Annotated in this window: 20 protein-coding genes and 1 tRNA gene; 9 read left to right on the top strand and 12 right to left on the bottom strand. The window is 61.6% G+C overall.

What is annotated here, in order from left to right; genetic code table 11:
* Positions 1–410: RNA-guided endonuclease InsQ/TnpB family protein (locus LQ952_RS03640; protein ID WP_238621302.1), on the bottom strand; the 410-nt coding region annotated here is incomplete at its 3' end.
* Between LQ952_RS03640 and tnpA the strand changes: the two genes are divergently transcribed.
* Positions 351–764: an IS200/IS605 family transposase gene (tnpA, locus tag LQ952_RS03645; protein ID WP_238621303.1), complete on the top strand. Its 414-nt coding sequence runs from the start codon at positions 351–353 to the stop codon at positions 762–764. The genes LQ952_RS03640 and tnpA overlap by 60 nt on opposite strands.
* A 79-nt stretch (positions 765–843) precedes the next feature.
* Positions 844–1,221 carry a diguanylate cyclase domain-containing protein gene (locus LQ952_RS03650; RefSeq protein WP_238621304.1) on the top strand — a complete coding sequence of 126 codons (378 nt, stop codon included), beginning with the start codon at positions 844–846 and terminating at the stop codon, positions 1,219–1,221.
* A gap of 48 nt (positions 1,222–1,269) precedes the next feature.
* Here the strand turns inward: LQ952_RS03650 and LQ952_RS03655 are convergent, their stop codons facing one another.
* Entirely contained in the window at positions 1,270–3,657 is a 2,388-nt protein-coding gene (locus LQ952_RS03655) for a catalase (protein ID WP_238621305.1), read from the bottom strand.
* Between the two features lie 286 nt (positions 3,658–3,943).
* Between LQ952_RS03655 and LQ952_RS03660 the strand changes: the two genes are divergently transcribed.
* From LQ952_RS03660 to LQ952_RS03680, 5 genes are all read left to right on the top strand, one after another.
* Complete coding sequence (locus LQ952_RS03660; protein WP_238621306.1) at positions 3,944–5,209, top strand: phospholipase D-like domain-containing protein; 1,266 nt, start codon at positions 3,944–3,946, stop codon at positions 5,207–5,209.
* Between the two features lie 175 nt (positions 5,210–5,384).
* On the top strand, positions 5,385–5,564 hold the full coding sequence (locus LQ952_RS03665; RefSeq protein ID WP_238621307.1) for a CsbD family protein: 180 nt from the start codon (positions 5,385–5,387) through the stop codon (positions 5,562–5,564).
* A gap of 66 nt (positions 5,565–5,630) precedes the next feature.
* Positions 5,631–5,849 carry a DUF3185 family protein gene (locus tag LQ952_RS03670; protein WP_238621308.1) on the top strand — a complete coding sequence of 73 codons (219 nt, stop codon included), beginning with the start codon at positions 5,631–5,633 and terminating at the stop codon, positions 5,847–5,849.
* 217 nt (positions 5,850–6,066) lie between these two features.
* The gene (locus LQ952_RS03675) at positions 6,067–8,328 is read left to right on the top strand and encodes an Ig-like domain-containing protein (protein ID WP_238621309.1); all 2,262 of its coding nucleotides are present in this window, start codon (positions 6,067–6,069) and stop codon (positions 8,326–8,328) included.
* Positions 8,329–8,365: 37 nt separating this feature from the next.
* Positions 8,366–9,034 (top strand): outer membrane beta-barrel protein, encoded by a 669-nt coding sequence (locus tag LQ952_RS03680; protein WP_238621310.1) that lies wholly within the window; start codon positions 8,366–8,368, stop codon positions 9,032–9,034.
* Between the two features lie 137 nt (positions 9,035–9,171).
* On the opposite strand, the gene LQ952_RS03685 is transcribed toward LQ952_RS03680, so the two are convergent.
* The 3 genes from LQ952_RS03685 to LQ952_RS03695 form a co-directional block, all read right to left on the bottom strand.
* On the bottom strand, positions 9,172–9,351 hold the full coding sequence (locus LQ952_RS03685) for a CsbD family protein (RefSeq protein ID WP_238621311.1): 180 nt from the start codon (positions 9,349–9,351) through the stop codon (positions 9,172–9,174).
* 28 nt (positions 9,352–9,379) lie between these two features.
* Positions 9,380–9,778: a PRC-barrel domain-containing protein gene (locus LQ952_RS03690; RefSeq protein WP_238621312.1), complete on the bottom strand. Its 399-nt coding sequence runs from the start codon at positions 9,776–9,778 to the stop codon at positions 9,380–9,382.
* Positions 9,779–9,915: 137 nt separating this feature from the next.
* A complete protein-coding gene (locus tag LQ952_RS03695) occupies positions 9,916–10,347 on the bottom strand; it encodes a DUF1523 family protein (protein ID WP_238621313.1) in 432 nt (143 codons plus the stop codon).
* A 583-nt stretch (positions 10,348–10,930) separates the two neighbouring features.
* On the opposite strand from LQ952_RS03695, the gene LQ952_RS03700 reads away from it, so the two are divergent.
* Positions 10,931–11,716 (top strand): Crp/Fnr family transcriptional regulator, encoded by a 786-nt coding sequence (locus tag LQ952_RS03700; protein ID WP_238621314.1) that lies wholly within the window; start codon positions 10,931–10,933, stop codon positions 11,714–11,716.
* A 333-nt stretch (positions 11,717–12,049) separates the two neighbouring features.
* Positions 12,050–12,205: a DUF3309 family protein gene (locus tag LQ952_RS03705; protein WP_238621315.1), complete on the top strand. Its 156-nt coding sequence runs from the start codon at positions 12,050–12,052 to the stop codon at positions 12,203–12,205.
* A 117-nt stretch (positions 12,206–12,322) separates the two neighbouring features.
* Here LQ952_RS03705 and LQ952_RS03710 read toward each other — a convergent pair whose 3' ends face one another.
* From LQ952_RS03710 to pth, 7 genes are all read right to left on the bottom strand, one after another.
* Positions 12,323–12,526 (bottom strand): hypothetical protein, encoded by a 204-nt coding sequence (locus LQ952_RS03710; RefSeq protein WP_238621316.1) that lies wholly within the window; start codon positions 12,524–12,526, stop codon positions 12,323–12,325.
* 82 nt (positions 12,527–12,608) lie between these two features.
* Positions 12,609–14,840: a putative bifunctional diguanylate cyclase/phosphodiesterase gene (locus LQ952_RS03715; RefSeq protein WP_238621317.1), complete on the bottom strand. Its 2,232-nt coding sequence runs from the start codon at positions 14,838–14,840 to the stop codon at positions 12,609–12,611.
* Positions 14,818–17,475 (bottom strand): chemotaxis protein CheB, encoded by a 2,658-nt coding sequence (locus LQ952_RS03720; protein ID WP_238621318.1) that lies wholly within the window; start codon positions 17,473–17,475, stop codon positions 14,818–14,820. Before LQ952_RS03720 ends, LQ952_RS03715 begins: the two co-directional genes overlap by 23 nt.
* Positions 17,472–17,606, bottom strand: coding sequence for a hypothetical protein (locus LQ952_RS15850; protein ID WP_255721711.1), 135 nt, complete (start codon positions 17,604–17,606; stop codon positions 17,472–17,474). The genes LQ952_RS03720 and LQ952_RS15850 overlap by 4 nt, the downstream gene beginning before the upstream one ends.
* Before the next feature lie 184 nt (positions 17,607–17,790).
* Positions 17,791–17,867, bottom strand: a tRNA-Met gene (locus tag LQ952_RS03725).
* Positions 17,868–18,052: 185 nt separating this feature from the next.
* Positions 18,053–19,144: a redox-regulated ATPase YchF gene (ychF, locus tag LQ952_RS03730; RefSeq protein ID WP_238621319.1), complete on the bottom strand. Its 1,092-nt coding sequence runs from the start codon at positions 19,142–19,144 to the stop codon at positions 18,053–18,055.
* A 61-nt stretch (positions 19,145–19,205) separates the two neighbouring features.
* The gene (gene pth / locus LQ952_RS03735) at positions 19,206–19,787 is read right to left on the bottom strand and encodes an aminoacyl-tRNA hydrolase (protein ID WP_238621320.1); all 582 of its coding nucleotides are present in this window, start codon (positions 19,785–19,787) and stop codon (positions 19,206–19,208) included.
* Between the last annotated feature and the right edge of the window lie 20 nt (positions 19,788–19,807).

Genomic DNA, 19,807 nt, shown 5'->3' on the forward strand with positions numbered 1-19,807 from the left:
TCCGACCGGCCTTTCTTCTTGAAGCGCGGGAAGTCCGCACGCTTGGCGAAGAAATTGGCGTAGGCGCGCTCCAGGTCCTTGAGCGTCTGTTGAAGCGGGTGCGTCGGCGCATCGGCCAGCCACGGCGTTTCCGGCCCTTTGCGCCACTCGGTGAGCAGCTTGCACAGTCCGGCATAGCCAAGCTTCTTCTCGCCTTGCTCGTAACGCTCCTTCTGCAACGCCAACGCCTTGTTGAACACGAACCGGCACGAGCCAGCGAAACGGCGCATTTGCCGTTCCTGCTGGCCGTCGGGGCGTAGCTCAAACTTGAAGGCTTGGAGTTGTTGCATGCAGAGATTATAGTTTGGCCTATGAGCAACGACAATGATATTCGACACGGTCGGCATTGCGTTTTCAAGATGCACGTCCATTTGGTCTTTGTGGCGAAATATCGCCGAAAGGTATTTGATGCCGACGCCATCAACCGGTTGCGCACGATCTTCGCCAAGGTTTGCACCGACTTCGAGGCACAACTGATCGAGATGGACGGCGAGGACGATCATGTGCATCTGCTGGTGGAGTATCCGCCCAAGGTGGCCGTCTCGAACCTCGTGAACAGCCTCAAGGGCGTCTCCAGCCGTCTGCTTCGCAAGGAGCGCCCGGATATCGAGAAACGCTACTGGAAGGGCGTGCTGTGGTCCCCGTCCTACTTCGCATCCTCCTGCGGCGGCGCGCCGATCTCCATCGTGCGCCAGTACATCGAGCAGCAGCAGACACCTCACTGAAACCCAACGACGGCTACGCCGTCCGCGCTATCCTTCCCCGCCCTGAACGGCGGGGCTTGTCGCGCGCCGGGTCAATGACTTGCTCGGACATGAGGCGGGGGACCGTCTATTGTCTGGCGTGGCGGAACGCCTGACCGATTGTGTCCGGGAGGCGGATACGGTGGCCCGTCTGGGCGGCGATGAATTTACCGTGATTCTCACCGGTGCCAAGCAGCGCAAGGACATTCAGCTGGTGGCCCGAACGATCATTGATGCGCTCGCCATGCCCTTCCCCATCGCACAACCCCCCGTGCAGATTTCCGTCAGCATCGGGATCTCGTGCTACCCCCAGGACGCATCCTCGCCCGCCGCCCTGATGGAAGCCGCAGATCGGGCCATGTACCAGGCCAAGAAATCCGGTGCTAACCGGATGTGGTTTCACGATACACCCGAAAACACAGACGGATATCCTTGCTGAGCAATGCCTTCGCGGCCCAGTGGCCAGGCCGCCGACAGGCGGGCTGAGTCATTGGGCATACGGGTCGCTTTCACGGGAGAAATGGCGATGGCTGGCCATCGCATCGATGAAGGCCGACGCGACCCCGGCGGCATCGGCGCCGTCCGCCAGCAGGATGCCCTCGTCATCATCCATGACCGGCCCGACACCGGCCAGTTCCAGCAGATCCCGGCCGGCACCCAAGGCGAGTATCGTTTTGCAGTGACGGAACGTATTTTTTATGAACTCCATCGTATGCCCGTTGCCTGCCAGCGCCTGGACCGCATCGATTCCATCAGGCAGCACCAGCGCATCGAACAGGACGGCGGGAGAATTTTCCATCGATTTGTTGGCTTCTATGTGCTCGCCGGAATCACCGACGAACAGGCCCACCCGTGGCCCCACAAAATGCACCACTGCACCCGCATCGGCCAGCGCACCATACAGGCTCACCAGCGAGGCATGGTGGGCGCCATCTTCGACCAACACGGCAATCTGACGCGTGCGGATACCGCACTCGCCCGGTAACGCCATCAGTGACAACGCCGGAGATACGGTCACCTCCGGCACCTTTGGATCGGCGATGGCCTTCGGCATGGCATCGGGCACCGCCATACCCAAACCGCCCGCGACCTGGGCAGCCAGGGCCGGTGAGACGTTCACCAGGGAGGACAGCATCCGTTCACGGATGGCGAGGACGCCGACCTTGCTCAGCTCAAAGCGGAAGGCGGCCGCAATATGCGCTTTTTCGACAGCCGTCTGACTCTCGTAGAATAGCGTGGCCTGGGCATAGTGCTCGGCAAACTTCTCCGGCTTGCCGCGGACCTTGTCTTCGGTAATGACCTCGGGGAAGGACATGAATCCGGCAGTTCCGGCCTGAAAGGGGCAGCCCCCCGCCAATGAATTGGGCTCGTACGCCACGCGCCCCCGATGCAGGGCCTGGCGGTGCATGCCATCGCGTTGATTATTCTGCACGGGGGCAAGCGGTGTATTGATCGGGATCTCGTGGAAATTGGGGCCGCCGAGTCGCGTGATCTGCGTATCCGCATAGGAATGGATTCGACCGGCAAGCAAGGGATCATTGGAGAAATCGATGCCCGGGATGATGTGCGCCGCGCAGAAGGCGACCTGCTCGGTCTCCGCAAAGAAGTTGTCGGGGTTGCGGTTGAGCACCATGCGTCCGACGGGCAGGAGCGGCACCAGCGCCTCCGGGACGATCTTGGTGGAGTCGAGCACATCGAAGCTGAAGCCCTCGGCCTGTTCCTCGGTGAATATCTGCAGCCCCAGCTCCCATTCCGGGAATTCCCCCGACTCGATGGCTTCCCACAAATCACGCCGATGAAAGTCGGCATCAGCGCCTGCAATCTTCACGGCCTCGTCCCAGACGAGTGAATGGGTTCCCTGCCGAGGCGTCCAGTGAAACTTGCAGAAGACGGATTGGCCCTGATCATTGACCAGACGAAAGGTGTGCACGCCAAAGCCCTGCATCATCCGATAGCTGCGTGGTATGGCCCGATCCGACATCGCCCACATCAACATATGGGTGGACTCCGGCATCAGGGAGACGAAGTCCCAGAACGTGTCATGGGCGGACCCCGCTTGAGGCATGCCGTGGTGTGGCTCCGGCTTGAGGGCGTGGACCAGATCGGGAAACTTCATGGCATCCTGAATGAAGAACACCGGGATGTTGTTGCCCACCAGGTCCCAGTTGCCTTCGTCGGTATAGAACTTCACGGCGAAGCCACGGGCATCGCGCGCCGTGTCCTTCGAGCCCCGCTCCCCGGCCACCGTGGAAAAGCGCACGAACACGGGCGTGATCTTGCCCTTCTTGGCAAACGGCGCCGCGCGGGTGTACTGGGTCAGGGCGTCGTAGGCCTCGAAGAAGCCGTGGGCGCCCGAACCCCGTGCATGGACGATGCGCTCGGGGATGCGCTCATGATCGAAATGGGTGATCTTTTCCCGAAGAATGAAATCTTCGAGTAGCGATGGCCCACGCAATCCGGCTTTCAACGTGTTCTGATTATCGCCGATGCGAACCCCTTGATTGGTGGTCAACGGCTGATCGCCGGCATCGACCCTGACCCGGTCGAGCGAAGCGACGGTCGCGTTCGTTCCGAGCCTTGCCGCGCCGCCGGTTTTCGCAGTCCGGGTTTCCTCGGTTGACGTACTTGCGGTCAACGCAGCGGAGTCCGGCTCCACAGTCACGCCGGCCGCTGGTGTGACGGCGTTGTCGTAACCGTATTCGAGCTCTTTGATGCTGTTGTGGGGCATCTCAGCGACAAGGTCATCACTTGCAGCGGCTTGCTCGGCGACGACGTCGTTGGTTCCGAGTATGACGTTGGCGCCCTGGGCTGCCATATCGGATGTGTCGCCTTTGCTTTTCCGCGACGACCGAGCCGATTTTTTATTCGTAGCCATGCTTCTTCTCCGCAGAGAGGGGGAATGCAGGCAGTCGAGATGCCGCTCGGACCGCCGACGCGTGACGGATTCTCAGGCCGCCCACGTAAGTCGTCTGTGCGATAACAAACGCACGCGCTGCGCCTGACCCGAAGCCATACAACCCCGCCGTGTGCTCAGTGTGATAACGCACGGACGCGCCCCTCGTCGCCCCTTAAACTGGGCGGAAAGCCACCGCATCACCTTCAGGCGCACCCGCGTTCTCCCACGGGCGGCCGGGACGGCATGGATGAGGAGCCGAAAATCTATGCTCTGGATTGTGGGGATCACGGTACTGGCCACCAGTCTGGTGCTGGTGTTGTTGCAGAACTTCAAGACACCCGAGCAGGTGGTCGAGCGCAAAGTCGAACATCGCCATGCCGTCTGCGATCCGCAGTTTCGGCGCGAGATGTCCGTCCTGCTGGGTCCGGCGATAGTGCAAGGCAATCAGGTGACCGCGCTACAAAACGGCAACGAGATTTTTCCGGCGATGCTGCCCGCCATTCGCTCGGCGCAGAGATCGATCACTTTCGAGACCTTCATCTACTGGTCAGGTGAGATTGCTGAAGAGTTCTCGCAAGCACTTTCTGAACGCGCCCGCGCGGGTGTGCCCGTCAGCGTCATCATCGATTGGGTCGGCAGCAACAAGATGGATCAGTCGTTGCTGGATGCCATGGAGGCCGCCGGGGTGCGGTTGCATCGATATCGGCCACTGCACTGGTACAACTTCGGCCGCATGAACAACCGCACCCATCGCAAGCTGCTGGTGGTCGACGGCCGCATCGGGTTCACCGGCGGGGTGGGCATCGCGGATCAGTGGACTGGCGACGGTGGCGATCCCGAGCACTGGCGAGACACCCACTTCCGGATTGAAGGACCCGTCGTGGCACAGTTGCAAGCGGCCTTCAACAACAATTGGATCAAGACCACCGGCCAGGTGCTCAATGGCCCGAGCTACTTTCCGGCCCTGGAAGAAGAGGGTGGGATGGACGCACACATGTTCGTCGCCTCCCCATCCGGCGGGAGCGAGAGCATGCATCTGATGTATCTGCTTGCCATCGCGGCGGCCGAGGCGACGATCGACCTGGCCGCATCCTACTTTGTACCCGACACGCTGTTGATCCAGGCCTTGATCGCTGCCCGTGGTCGCGGCGTTCGCGTTCGCATCCTGTTGCCGGGGCCTTACCTGGATGCGATCACGGTCAGGATCGCATCCAGGGCGGACTGGGGCGTACTTCTGCACGCGGGTGCCGAGATCCACGTCTATCAGCCGACCATGCTGCATACCAAGCTACTGGTCATCGATGCCGAGTTCGTTTCGGTGGGTTCCACCAATTTCGACATGCGTTCAATTCGGCTCAATGATGAAGCGAGTCTGAATGTATACAGCAGCGATTTCGCCACTCAGATGACGACCATATTCGAGAAGGACCTGCTGGCGGCTGAGCCGTATTCCCTTGACCGCTGGAAGAGCCGTCCGTTTCGCGAAAAGTTCTCCGAAAAAATTCTGCTACCCATTAGATCGCAGCTTTGATTGGGGGACGGATCCAACGCCGGCAACGATGTCGGGGGGTGTTTTTAAGTTAGGCAACGCACAGACCCGGCCTCAAGCTTCCATTACCGTGGGAGCCTCACCCTGCATCTACATGAGTTTGAGTTCATGATAAGAGGCAGAACCCAAAACCGAACCATCATCCGGAGATCGGCTCATGAGCAAGCATCAGGGAAATGATAGTACGAACAAGGAGAAGGGAAAGACCAAGGAGGTTACCGGAAAAGTAACCCACGAAGAAAGCACGGAGAAAAAAGGTAAAACCGAAAAACACGGCGGCAAGCATGGGACTGTGTTGGGAGAGGTCAATAGCGACGCCAAAAAGGAAAAGAAATGAACCATATATGGATGGCCGTGCCGATGACGCCATGTGTCATGGTGAAAAAAAGTAAAGGAGATGGAAATGGCAAATAATAAAGTTCTGGCTCTGGTGTTGCTTGTTGTGGGTTTGATCCTGCTTTTCTTTGCGTATCAGTCATCCCAAAGCCTGGGCGATCAGGTGACGGAGGCGGTGACCGGCCGCTTCACTGAGTCCACCATCTGGTTCCTGATCCTTGGTGCGGCTTCTGCGGTGGCGGGTGTGGGAATGCTGGTGTTCGGAAAATCCGCACGCAACTATTGATACAGCCATCGAATACCCTTCGGGCTGAACCGCCTGCTTAACGTGAAAGAACCCAGGTTCAGCCACAGACACTCCCTTCTCCCCTTGGGGGAGAAGGGCCGGGAATGAGGGTGCATCGCCATCAAGATGCATGAGAGTTAGGTAACCACTGCGGTTCATTCAAGGGACTCAAACCATGCGCGCTCTATACACCATAAACGGGGTCCGGACGTGGCTGATGGCAGGCATGCTCGGCGCCCTCACCATGACGGTTATCGGGGGCTGTGATAGCCGCGACACGATTCTCGTGACCGATGGCAATGTCACCGGAGCACCTACGATCATCGCCACGAGCCCTGAGGACGGCGCGATCAGTGTGCCGACCGACGCCGTTGTCACGGCCACCTTCAGTGAGCCCATGGCACCCTTGACCGGCAGCGCCGGCTTCGTGTTGAGCTGTGACGCACCGTGTGCGAACCCCACCGGCGACACCACCCTTGATGGCGCGGGCACCACGGCGAGCTTCACGCCGGCCGCGGCACTCGAGGTGGCGACCCTCTACACGGCGACCATTACCGGCGCGAGCAGTCAGGCCTCAGGACGGGTACTGGCGGAACCTGTGACCTGGCGCTTCAGGACAGCAGGCCCTCCGCCCACGCTGACGGCCGTCACTCCGCTTGCCAATGCCACCGGTGTGGCGACCAATACCACGGCAATCTCGGCACAATTCACTCAGCCGGTGGACGCGCTGGCAGCCGGCGATTTCACGCTCACCTGCGAGTCACCCTGCACCGACGCCAACGGCGTGGTCGGCATGAATGGGACGGGAACCATTGCGACGTTCACCGTGACCGATCCGGCCGGACTGGAGCCGTCGGTGCTCTACACGGGCACGATCGTCAGCGCCACCAGCAGTTCCACCGGCCAGCCACTGCCGGCACCCTTCGTCTGGAGCTTCACCACCGGCTCGACGCCCGATTCAACGCGGCCGCAGGTGACCCTCACGGTGCCGGAAACATCGGACCCGGGTCCGACGACCGAGGTGCCGCCCAACACGGCCATCACCGCAACATTCAGCGAAGACATGGATCCGGCCACGATCAGCGACGACGGCTTCACGCTGACCTGTGAAGCTCCCTGCGTCACACCCGCACCCTCGGGCCGGGTTTCCTACGTGGTCGGCTCACGGACCGCCGTCTTCACGCCGGATAACCCCCTCGAAGCCGAAACGACCTATACGGCAACCATCACCGGCACCGCGACGGACCTTGCGGGCAACCCCCTGAGTGGTAACCAGGGTCCAATCGTTGATGGCAGTGATTACGCCTGGACCTTCACCACTGAAACGGCGCCGGCCATCGCAGAGCCCGTTATCGTGCAGTCCACCGCCCCCCTGAACGGGGGCACGATCGCCGTATGTCCGTTGGCCGGCATCAGTGCCGTCTTCGACGTGCCCTCCGGTCTGCGCCTGGATCCGGCTTCGGTCAACGGCCTGACGTTTCGGGTGGTCGAAGATGCCGCACCATCGAATACGGTGGCGGCGGAATCGGTGGTCGTCGACGTGGACACCGGTACGATCGTCACCTTCACACCCCAGGCCCTGCTGACGGACGGCGCCACCTACCGCGCCACCCTCACGGGCGGACCCGATGGCGTGACCGACCTCGCAGTCCCACCCAACGCGTTGCTGGAGGACTTCGCCTGGACCTTCACAGCGGTGGCCCCGATCGGGAGCTGTGTGGAACCGGCCATACTCCGGTCCGCAGCACCGTTCGGCTCCTTTGGCGGCTCGGCAGGCATCACCAACCAGGGCCTCCTGACCGTCATCAATGGCGATATCGGTACCACGGCCGTCTCCACGGCGGTGACCGGGTTCGTCTCCGAGCCCGACTGCACCTATACCGTCACCACCCTCAACCAGGGCCAGGTGAACGGCCGCATCTTCGCGTCGCCCCCGCCTCCGACCGTGGCCTGCCCGCAGGATGGAACAGTGGAAACCCAGGCGATCGCAGATCAGGCCCGGCTCGATGCCGAAGCGGCGTTTATCGCACTGTCACCGGCGAACCTGCCGGGCGGACAGGATCCGGGGAACGACAATCTGGGTAACCTGACCCTGACGCCGGGCGTTTACACCGCCCAGAGCGGCGCCTTCAGGATTCAGGGCGGAGACCTCACGCTGGACGGACAAGGCAATCAGAATGCTGTCTGGATTTTCCAGATGGCCACCACGCTGACGGTCGGGGGGCCCGGCGCCGATTTCCCTCAGAGCGTCACCCTCACGAACGGTGCCCAGGCCAAGAACGTCTACTGGCAAGTGGGTAGCGCGGCCACGATCAACGCGGCAGGAGGCGGCACCATGAAAGGGACCATCATTGCCGCAGACGGAGTCAGCTTCTCCACCGCGGACAATGTCGACATCGTGACGCTGGACGGCCGGGCAATGTCCCTGGGTGGGTCCGTGACGATGGTGAACACGATCATCAACGTGCCGGCCCCGTAATGGACGTCACGCACACCCGTTCCTGGTGGAGGCACCCATGAAACTGCACACGCTCAAGTGGACATTCACGACCCTGGCCCTGGCAGGGCTTACCCTCCCCGCCGCGGCGGCCGATCCATCCCCTTGGTATTTTGGCGCGGGTCTTGGCCAGTCGCGCGCCGACATTGCCCGGAGCGATATCAGGGCCGATCTGCTCACGTCGGGATTCACCACATCGCGGTTCACCGACGACGAATCCGACGTTGGTTACAAGCTCTTCGCAGGCTACCAATTTCACCCCTATCTTGCCCTTGAAGCCGGCTATTTCGATCTTGGCCAGTTCGATTACAGGGCGACCACGGTACCGGCGGGTACCCAGTCGGGCAAGCTTGAGTTCCGGGGAGTGAATGTCGATCTGGTGGGCATGCTGCCCTTCTCCGAACGCGCGGCGGTGTTCGCCCGCGTCGGCGTTCATCGCGGTAAGGCCAAAGTCGCCTTTGCCGGTACCGGTGCGGTGGGCGTGCTGGACCCCGACGCCAGCGAAACCGATACCAATTACAAATTCGGCATCGGCTTCCAGTACACCGTCACCGATAACCTGGCCTTGCGTCTCGAGGCGGAACGATATCGGATCGACGACGCGGTAGGTAACGATAGCGATCTCGACCTGTTTTCGGCCGGGTTAGTCTTTCGTTTCGGGGGCACGAGGATCCTTGGGACGCGCTAAGCAGCGCTCCTGCTCACCACGGGTGGCGGCGGCCTCAATGGAGCAGGCCGCCGCGGTCTTGTGCTGGTGATGAAACGGCGCGGTGGTGGCTGGTTTTTTTACGACCTATCGGTACGACTTATGGGCAAAGGGCAGGACTAGCGTGAGTCCTTCTTGATATCCTCCTTCACATCGCCGTAGCCTGCCTGCACCTTACCCGTACCCTTCTGGATTTTCCCTTTACCTTCCAGCTCCTCATTACCGACCGCCCGGCCGGTGACTTCCTTGACCTTGCCTGTTGCTTCCTTGGCCCGACCTTTAACCTGATCTTTGTTCATGACACTCTCCTGCGGATATTCTCTTGACTCAGTCGCCAAGGCCATAGTGGCTTCTGACGTTCTTCGCCCAGGTGGCATCCGCCATGTCCGGCCAGTCATCCTTGTCAAAACCGGGAGCGGCCTTGAACTGCTCCACGTCCACATCCAGGATGAAGTTCTTCGCCCGAGTATCCAATGACAGGGCGTCCCAGGGCACGGCGTACAGCTTGTCGCCTATACCGAGAAAGCCACCTGCGGAAATGACGGCGTAGTTGATGCTGCCGCTGGTGGTATTCATCATGAAATCCTTGATACTACCCAGCTTTTCATCCGCTCTAGTCACAACTTCGGTACCGATCAGCGTATGGGTGCTCAGCAGAAGCTCATCGGTGAGCGCGTCCTGAGCGTACGTGGCGCTGCTTGCGCCGCCATGCGTTCTGATATTCATACTTTCTACTCCTGACAATGGCAGTGTAAGGCGCCGAACCATCCCTCAGGATCATTCAGTCGCCATGGCCCAGAGTAAACAAACATCTCTCCGGGATCTGTTCGCTGGCGAACGGAGCCAAAGCCGTTTTCAGTCAATTACTCAGCTTGTCCCGGTTCCAGCGTTTCGGCAGCTGCACCCGGGGAGCGCGTCGTCGCCTGGGTGCAACGCTCCGGGGCATCAATCGAGGTGGCATTGGGAAACATGTTCAGAAATGGGATGCGCAGGCTATATCCCTTGATGATGACGGGGACCTCCGGGCATTGCTCCTTGATCCTGCCGGCAAGGGCCTGCAGATCCGCCGAGTCGAATTTAAAATACGGCGGCAAAAAACCGGCATCCTCGTTGCGAAAGATCAGGGTCTTGGAGGTTCCCGCATAGACCGTCTCGATGCGGTACTGGATGGCCTGTCCATCGCCGGTGGTACCGGAAATCTGCACCTCCCAGGAATTCGATCCCCAGAGGAACCAGATAACGAACAAAACTGTGCTCAAAAGGACAATCAGGACAAGGGAGACCTTACTCTTCATGGGGCGCTCGGATCGAATGGATACGCTGACGGGTTGCGGTAACTTCCAGACCTGAAAGACGGCCTGTTCTCCGAAACGACACTACGGTGGCCCCATCTCCCTGTCTGTGTGCTACCGAACACAGCCCACGGTCGGGATGAAGCCCCGCCCGGGGTTACACGATGCCTGGCCGACACCCGGCTTCTCTGTGCGGCGCCGCACCGACGCGACATCCCGCCGCGCATACCGTGATAGGCGAATCACCGGGTTCATGCAGTCCGGCACCGGACCCGTCCATACAAAGGAGAAGCTCATGAATCAGATCATCTATATCGTCGGCCTTATCGTGATCGTCCTGTTCATCCTGGGGTACTTCGGCCTTCGGTAAGGTCAACGGTCGTCGGCGCCGGTCAGTGCAAGCCCCCCATGGGCGGTGAGCATCCGGCGCGGCGACAGCCCCGGACGAGGAAATTTGAAGGGCATTCCCGTTCACCCAGCGGTGCGATCGGACGGATTTCAGGACAGAGTTCACACTTGTTCCTGCAAGGATCCGGCTATACTGGTCGTGAGAAAGCAAACATGACCGGTGAAAGGAACTTCCCTCATGCAGGCCGTGCCGAACCCCAAGCTCAACCAACTTCTCGCCATGCTGCCGGATCATGACTACCGGCGCCTGCTCCCCGGCCTTGAACTCGTCACGCTCCCGCTGGGGCAGGTCATCTATGAGCCCGGCATCCCGATGGACCATGTCTACTTCCCTATCGACGCCATCGTCTCCCTGCTCTACGTCATGGAGGACGGTGCCTCAGCCGAAATCGCGGTGGTAGGCAAAGACGGCGTGGTCGGGGTCGCGCTGTTCATGGGGGGAGAGACCACCCCCAGCCAGGCGGTGGTGCAAAGTGCCGGGCAGGCCTACCGGCTCAGCGCCCGACGCCTCAAGGACGCCTTTCGTCGCGTGGGCGGGCGTCGCCAGGGGGTACTGCACGATCTGCTGCTGCGCTACGCCCAGGCATTGCTCACCCAGATGGCCCAGACCGCGGTCTGCAACCGCCACCACACCCTGGACCAGCAGTTGTGCCGCTGGCTGCTCCTGTCCCTGGACCGACTGCCCTCCAACCACCTCGTCATGACCCAGGAACTGATCGCCAACATGCTCGGCGTCAGACGCGAAGGGGTCACGGAAGCCGCCGGCAAGCTGCAACGGGCGGGGCTCATTCAATACCATCGCGGCCACATCACGATCCTCGACCGTGCGGGCCTGGAAGCGCGCAGTTGCGAATGCTACGCGGTGGTCAAACGCGAGTGTGATCGACTGGTATTCAAAGGGGCGCCCGCCAGACGCGGCAACCCGGAAGGTCGTCCCAGCACCGCCAGGGACGGCACCCGTTGACGCCCCCCCTTCGCCCTTAGGGCTGTTCTGAATCCGTCAGAGGTATTCTGAATCCCTCAGGGGTACTCTGAGTACTCTGAATCCCTCAGGAGTACTCTCGACCCGTTATTCCCGCGCAGGCGGGAATCCAGTCACGGACTGCCCCCTGGACTCCCGCCTTCGCGGGAGTGACGGTAACGGGATTGCTGCGGGAGTGACGGTAACGGCCCCCGGGGGGGCGCCTACAAAAACGGCGCCCACACCGGCCCGGGGCAATCGGTACGCTGGCGCACAGAACAGGCATGCTCACCGAAGGCAACATGGGACTCCAATCCCTGCGCGGAGTATCCGACCATGAGCCTGACAACCATTTTATTGATCGTCTTGATCCTGATCCTCATCGGCGTCATCCCGGTCTGGCCGCATGCCAGGACCTGGGGCTACGGTCCCAGTGGTGTGGTCGGAGCCATCGTGGTGGTACTGCTGATACTGGTACTGGTGGGACGCTGATGCGCCGGGGCCTGTCGCTGTCAGTGCCCTGGAAGCCGTTCACGGCAGATGGCTGAAGCCACCGCCGGGACAGGCTGGCAGCCTGTTCCGGCATCACCACGGGGCCTGGTGGAGGTATCAGCGGTCCACCTTCTCCAGCACCTGAGTCACCACATCACCCCGCCGGTAATAGGGTGGCGGCCGGCGCATCTCCCCCATCATGCGATCCCGCTCCCGGGCGCTGTCGAACCACCGGAACTGCTCCCAATGCGCGCCCAGTAGATGGTCGGCGGACAGGGTGTCCCCTTCGGGCAGGGTGACGCGGATGCCGTATCTCTTCATCAGGCTCACTCCAAAACCAGTGGAACGACAGTATCCACACAAGGGGGTGCCCGCTCAAGGTGATCCATTCAGCGCCCCGTTCCTACCCCGTTGGTTCCATCTCGACCAGTATCCGGTCGACGGGCAGGGGTTTGCCGAACAGGTATCCCTGGGCATAGTCACATTCCGCCTCACGCAACAGCTCGTGTTGCTGATGGGTTTCCACGCCCTCCGCCACCACCTTCAGCCCCAGTCGGTGGGCCATATTGATGATGCTGTGGACGATGGTACGGTCGGCCATGTCATGGGGCATGTTGTGCACGAAACTCCGGTCGATCTTGAGCAGATCGAAGGGATAGCGCTGCAGATGGGGTATCCCGGCTCTTTTGATGCCGAACTGACTCAGGGCGATTTTCAGACCGCTGGCATGCACCTCATTGATCCAGGCATCTACCCGACCATCCTCATCCTGAAGCAGTTGCTCGGTCACTTCGATAATGACGCAGTCGGGCGATATCCCCGACTGTGACAGTTGCTGCTTCCAGATATCAACGGAGACCCCTTCGACGCCGTCAGGGGACGATTCGTTGATGGCGATTTTGAGCGGTAATTCCTGTTCGCCACGGCGGGCGTTCAGCTGCTCCAGGGCGCTCAAGGACTGCTTAAAGACCCATTCATCAATCCGCCCCAGCAGGCCGGCGGCCTCCGCCAGGGCCAGGAACTGATCCGGGTTGAGCTGTCCACGCCGGGGGTGTTCCCAGCGCAGCAGGGCTTCGAACATGACGACCAACCGAGTATCCAGTGCCACAATAGGCTGGAAGCACAGGCTGAACTGGCCGTGCTCGATGGCATCGGGCAGCTCTCTGATCAGCGCTTCGCGTTCCTGCAGGGTGGCGTCCAGCTGCAGCGAAAAATGTGTCATCCGCTGCCCACCGGTCTCCTTGGCTGCGTACATGGCCCGATCGGCACACTTGATGAGACCGGCGGGGTCCGTGGCATCCCCGGGACAGAAGGCCGTGCCGATACTGGCTGAGAGTGCGACACGGGTGCCCGCCACCTCGAAGGGCTGGTCCAGGGCCTTGAGGATCTTTGCACCCACTTCATCCACACCACTGCCGCTCTCCAGCCCGCCCATGATCACCGTAAACTCATCACCACTGAGTCGTGCCGTGGTATCACTGGTGCGCACGCACCGACTGATGCGACGGGCTGCCTCCTTCAGCACGGCATCTCCGGCATCGTGTCCCAGTCGGTCGTTGATCTCCTTGAATTTGTCCAGATCGATGAACAACAGGGCCAGGAGCCGACCCCGCCGCTGGGCCTGACGGATGCCGTGGCGCAGTCGATCCAGAAACAGCAGGCGATTAGGCAGTTCGGTGAGCGGATCATAGTTGGCCTGGCGCCAGATGGCCTCTTCGGCCCGGCGCTGTTCGGTGATGTCCCTGAACACGCTGATATACCGCATCGGGAAACCGCGGTCGTCCCGCAGCAGATGCATGGAGACCCAGGCCATGTACTGCTCCCCCGACGGGCGGCGGTGCAGGATTTCTCCCTGCCAGTGACCGGTGGTGTGGAGATTCCGACGCAGTTGTTCTTCAAAAGCAGGGGACTCACGGTGGGCACGGATCAGTTCGATACTTCGATCCAGGGCCTCGTCGGCGCTAAAGCCGGTCAGGCGGGTAAAGGCGGGATTGACGAGGATGATGCGCTGCCCGGCATTGGCAACCATGACTGCTTCGTCCAGGGTCTCATAGACCGAGGCGGCGACCATCAATGCTTGGCGGGACTCCGCCAGATCGGTGATGTCCACGGCCGCCAGCAGGCAGAGATCCGAACCCACCTGACCGGCGCAGGCCTCCACCCGCAGGATGCGCGAGATACCGGTGAGGGTCGTGACCGGCAGTTCCGCATGTTCCGAGGCCTGACCGGCAAACACCTTATAGATCAGATCCGCCAGCCGAGGGCGGTCCTCCTCATTCACAAAGCCGGTCAGGTGCCGCCCCGCGAGCTCGCTTCGAGTGGTGCCCAGCAGCCTGGCTCCCGCCAGGTTGGTGCGATGCAGTATCCCCAATGAATCCAGGTTGAAATAGGCCATGGGGGCATGGTCGTAGAGCTGCGTGAACAAGTCCCTCGCCGCCTCCGCCTCAATGCGGGCCTGCTGCAAGGTCTCGTTCTGCATCTCCAGTTCCAGTTGATGCACCTGCAGCTCGTGCAGCAAGGCCAAGGCGTTGGACTCCGCGGCCGGATCAGCAGCATCGGATACCCGTTCCCGCAGCTTCTCCTCCGCCCGCCGTCTCAGTCTGCGGGCCTCATCATCCTCGTCTTGCCCGCTCATTGCCTGACTCCCTGCCGGATTCTTCCGGCGTCGATTGAAGACTGCGTAAACGATTTTCCAGGGCTTTGGCCTTGGTGATGTCCGTGAATGTGACGACCACGCCGTCGATGACGTCATCCAGGGTGCGATAGGGCATGATCTTGACCTGATACCAGCGCTCGTCCCGGGTGGGAATCTCCTCTATGGAGTGGGAGAGGGATTGCAGGACTTCCAGGGCATCATGCTGCAGGTCCGGGTATTCCAGTTCGGTGACGATATCACTCAGGGGACGTCCGACATCGGTGGCAATGAGCTTGAAGATCCGCCGTGCCGGAGCGGTGAAGCGTCGAATACGCAGGTCCTTGGTCAGAAAGACCGTGGCGATGTCGGTACTGTCGAGCAGGTTTTTCATGTCGCTGTTGGCCAGGGTGAGTTCTTCCACCTTGGACTGGAGCTCCACATTCACCGTCTGCAATTCTTCATTGAGTGATTGCATCTCTTCCTTGGAGGTGGTCAGTTCCTCGTTGGTGGACTGGAGTTCCTCGTTGGCCGAGCGAAGCTCCTCCTGGGAAGTCTGCATGTATTCCCGGGTCATGCGCAGCTCTTCCCGGGTCTGCTGCAGCGCCAGCTCCATTTCCTGAATGCGGGTATTCTTGTGTTCCTTCGGGTCCCGCGGCTCCGGCAAGGGGGCCGGCTGGGGCGACACGACCTGAAACACGATCATCAACATGCCGCTCAGGACCTGAGGCTCCTCGATGGGATAGACCGTCAGATCGATGAGTTGCATGCGCTCAGCACTGCCGACGCCGATGCCCGGTTGGCTGAAAACCTTTTTTTCCCTCATGGCCCGGGGCAGCAGTAAGGCCAGTTCCTGTCGCAACCCATCCCGAGCCATCACATGGATGTTCCAGTTGGCCCGTCCGGTGGCCGGCTCCAGATAGTCACCCGTGCGACCGAAGATGTAAAGGATGTCGCCGTCCGCGTTCACCAGCAGCGCAGGCGGTGCAAACTCCCTGAGCAGCACCTGTTCCGCCAGGGATTGCAGGCTGCCGGTGGGGGCCCCGCCGGCCCATTGGGCCAGGGTCTCTACCTCCGGTTCAGGCGGGCGGGCATGAAAATCCAGGTCGGCCACCCGGACGCGGGCCTCGGCGCGACGAAACAGATGGGCGCGGGCATCCAGCGCGGTGAACAATTCGTTGCCCCCACCGACACTTTCCGCATTGCCCAGGAAAAGAACGCCGCCCGGCAACAAGCTGTAGTGGAACAGCGGCAGCAGCTTATGCTGGAGCGTCGTATTCAGATAGATAAGCAGATTGCGGCAGATGACCAGGTTCAGCTTGGTGAAGGGCGGGTCCATGATGAGGTTCTGGGTGGCAAAAACCACCGTCTCCCGAACGGCGCGATTGACGCGATAGCCGCCGGCCTCTTCCTGAAAGAAATGCTGCAGGCGTACCGGCGAGACATCGGCGACGATACTGGCTGGATACAGCCCCTGACGCGCCCGCTCGATGGCATGTTCGCTGAGATCGGTGGCAAAGATCTGCAGGGTGACGCGACCAACGGGCGCACTTTCTTCCAGCACCTCCCGGAAGGCGATGGCCAGCGAATAGGCCTCCTCACCGGTGGAGCAGCCGGCCACCCAGGCCCGCAGGACGCACCCCCGGGATGGCGCGGACCGGATCAGGGGGGCGAGCACCTGTTTTTGCAGACTCTCCCAGGCCATCGGATCGCGAAAGAAGCTGGTCACGCCGATCAGCAACTCCTTGAACAGCAGATCCAGTTCCTGGGGATTGTCGCGCAGGAAGCGAACGTAGTTGGAGAGCCTGTCCAGCTGGTGCAGGCTCATGCGCCGCTCGATACGGCGATACAAGGTATTGGTTTTGTAATCGGCAAAGTCATGGCCGGTACGGGCCCGCAGCAATACCACGATCTTTTCCAGGGCATGGCGCTGATCCATGTCCCCGGTGCCGGTCCGCCGGGTCCCGATCTGTTGTTTGCGAACCAGATAGTCGCGGATCCGCTCGCCCATGCCGCGAACCGGCATCACCATGTCGGCCAGGCCGGCATCAATGACGCTGCGCGGCATGTCCGGGTATTGAGCCTCTTCGGGAATCTGGGCCAGCGTCAGTCCCGCATGCTCCTTGAGGGCACGCATGCCCAGGGTGCCGTCGCAGCCGGTACCCGACAAAATCACGCCGACACCATGCTCCCCCTGATCCGCCGCCAGTGAGCGAAGGAAGAAGTCGATGGGCAGCCGGGTCCCGCGACGGCCGGCGGGCTCCAGCAGGTACAACACGCCCTTGAGTACCGAAAGATCCTTGCCGGGGGGGATGACGTGAATTCGATTCGGTACCACCGTCATGCCGTCTTCCACCTGTACCACCGGCAGCGGTGTCACCTTCTGTAACAGCTCTGTGAGCATGCCCTTGCGGGTGGGGTCCAGATGCTGGACCACCACGACGGCGAATCCCGGTTGTTCAGGCAACCCCCGCAGCAGCCCCTCCAGGGCTTCCAATCCCCCGGCCGAGGCACCGACACCGACGATGGGAGGGGGCGTATGCGTGGCGGCCAGGGCTTCACGGGGCGGCCCCTGCAGCGTACTGTCCACCGGGGAGCCTGAGTCATGAGGCGGCAAGGGATTCTCGGGTGAAGTCACGGGGAGGGAGTCCTGTCGATATCGAAGGGCATGCCTCCGGACGGCCCGCCCCCGTCCTGCAGATTGAACACCCCCGACTCCGATCCGGCCCGGCGAGCCTGGGTGGCGGTGAGCTTGCTGGATGCGGCCATGGGTTCCTCCCTGGTGGACTGCGGGGATACCCGGGCGGGGCTGCTGTCCCCTGCCCTCTGATATGTCCCTGCATCTATCCCCGCAGCATACTAGGCCAGCGTGGGGATAGATGGAACCATGGACACAAAAAAACCGCGTCATACGCGGTTTTTTTGATTCACCGGACACGGCCGGGAAGCTGGATGGTGGCTACGGGTGGATTTGAACCACCGACCCCCGCATTATGAGTGCGATGCTCTGACCAGCTGAGCTACGTAGCCTTGAAAGCGCGCTATTTTGCGCGGATCCAGGATCGTTGTCAAGCGCCCCCCTTGCCGTCACTCCCGCACAGACGGGAGTCCAGGGTCTTTGGCCTGCACTGGATTCCCGCCTGCGCGGGAATGACGGGCTCTGACGCTCTCCTGACCTTCCTGTGCCTCTTGCTCAAGAGACCTTGAACAGGCTCTTAGACATTAAACCGGAAGTGCACCACATCCCCTTCCTTCATGGTGTATTCCTTGCCCTCCAGGCGCCACTTGCCGGCATCCTTGGCGCCCTGCTCGCCCTTGCAGTTCACAAAGTCGTCATAGCCGATGACTTCGGCGCGGATGAAGCCCTTCTCGAAGTCCGTGTGGATGGCGCCGGCCGCCCTGGGTGCGGTGGCACCGCGCTTGACGGTCCAGGCACGGACTTCCTTGACACCGGCGGTGAAGAAGGTCTGCAGGCCCAGCAGTTCGTAGGCGGCCCGGATCACCCGGTCCAGTCCGGCCTCTTCCAGCCCCATCTCACCCAGGAATTCGGCCTTGTCCGCCTCGTCCAGCTGGGCGATCTCCGCCTCCATGGCGGCGCAGACGGGTACGACCTGGGCGTGTTCCGCCGCGGCGTGTTCCCGCACCCGGTCCAGCAGGGGGTTATTCTCGAAGCCATCCTCATTGACGTTGGCAATGTACATGGTGGGCTTGGCAGTGATGAGCTGCAGTTCCCGCAGCAGCAGGCGTTCGTCATCATCCAGTTCGGCACTGCGGGCGGAACGCCCCTCGGCCAGCACCGCCTGCACCTTCTCGGCCACCTGCTTGCGGGCGATGGCGTCCTTGTTGCCGGACTTGGCATTGCGGGTGAGGCGATTCAGGGCCTTTTCCACGGTCTCCAGGTCCGCCAGGGCCAGTTCCGTGTGGATGACCTCGATGTCCGACAGGGGGTCCACCTTGCCGGCCACATGGATCACGTCGTCATTTTCGAAGCAGCGCACCACGTGGGTGATGGCGTCGGTCTCGCGAATGTGGGCCAGAAACTGGTTACCCAGGCCTTCACCCTTGGAGGCACCGGCCACCAGGCCGGCGATATCCACGAATTCCACGGTGGTGGGCAGCACCCGCTCCGGTGAGACGATCCCGGCCAGGACCTTGAGCCGAGGGTCGGGCACCGGCACCACCCCCACATTGGGGTCAATGGTGCAGAAGGGATAGTTTTCCGCCTGAATGCCCGCCTTGGTGAGGGCATTGAAGAGGGTGGATTTGCCCACATTGGGCAGGCCGACGATGCCGCATTTCAAGCTCATGGGAGGGTCCGGGTGGATCAGGTGGAAAAATCAGGATGGAAGAAGAGAGTCACCGGGGCAGTCACGCCGAGTGCAGACGGTTCGTGGCCTTCTGCAGCCCTTCCGACAGCAGCAGGGGCATGAGGTCGGCAGCGCGGTCGATGGCGTCCGTGATCAGGGATTCTTCCTCGCGGGATGGGCGGTTGAGTACGAACCCGACCACCTGCTCACGATGCCCGGGATGGCCTACCCCCAGACGCAGACGCATGAAGTCCTGCCCCTGGTGGGACATGATGTCACGCAGACCGTTGTGTCCGCCATGACCGCCCCCGCGCTTGAGGCGGGCCGTGCCCGGCGGCAGGTCGATCTCGTCGTGGGCCACCAGCACGGAGGTGATGGGAATTTTATAGAACTGGGTCAGCAGCCGGATGGGCTGCCCACTGTGATTCATGAAGGTCTGGGGCTTGATCAGCCAGATCTCTTGCCCCTCGATGTGGATGCGTGCCGTTTCGCCGGCGAACTTACTCTCCAGGCGAAACCGGCCGCCATGACGGCGGGCCAGTTCATCCACGAACCAGAACCCGGCATTGTGCCGGGTCATGGCGTAGTCGGAGCCGGGATTTCCCAGCCCCGCGATGACCTGAACGGTGTCTTTATCAGCCACGGGCCGGTGTCATCCTTTCT

Source organism: Ectothiorhodospira lacustris, assembly GCF_022227785.1.
Lineage (GTDB): Bacteria > Pseudomonadota > Gammaproteobacteria > Ectothiorhodospirales > Ectothiorhodospiraceae > Ectothiorhodospira > Ectothiorhodospira lacustris.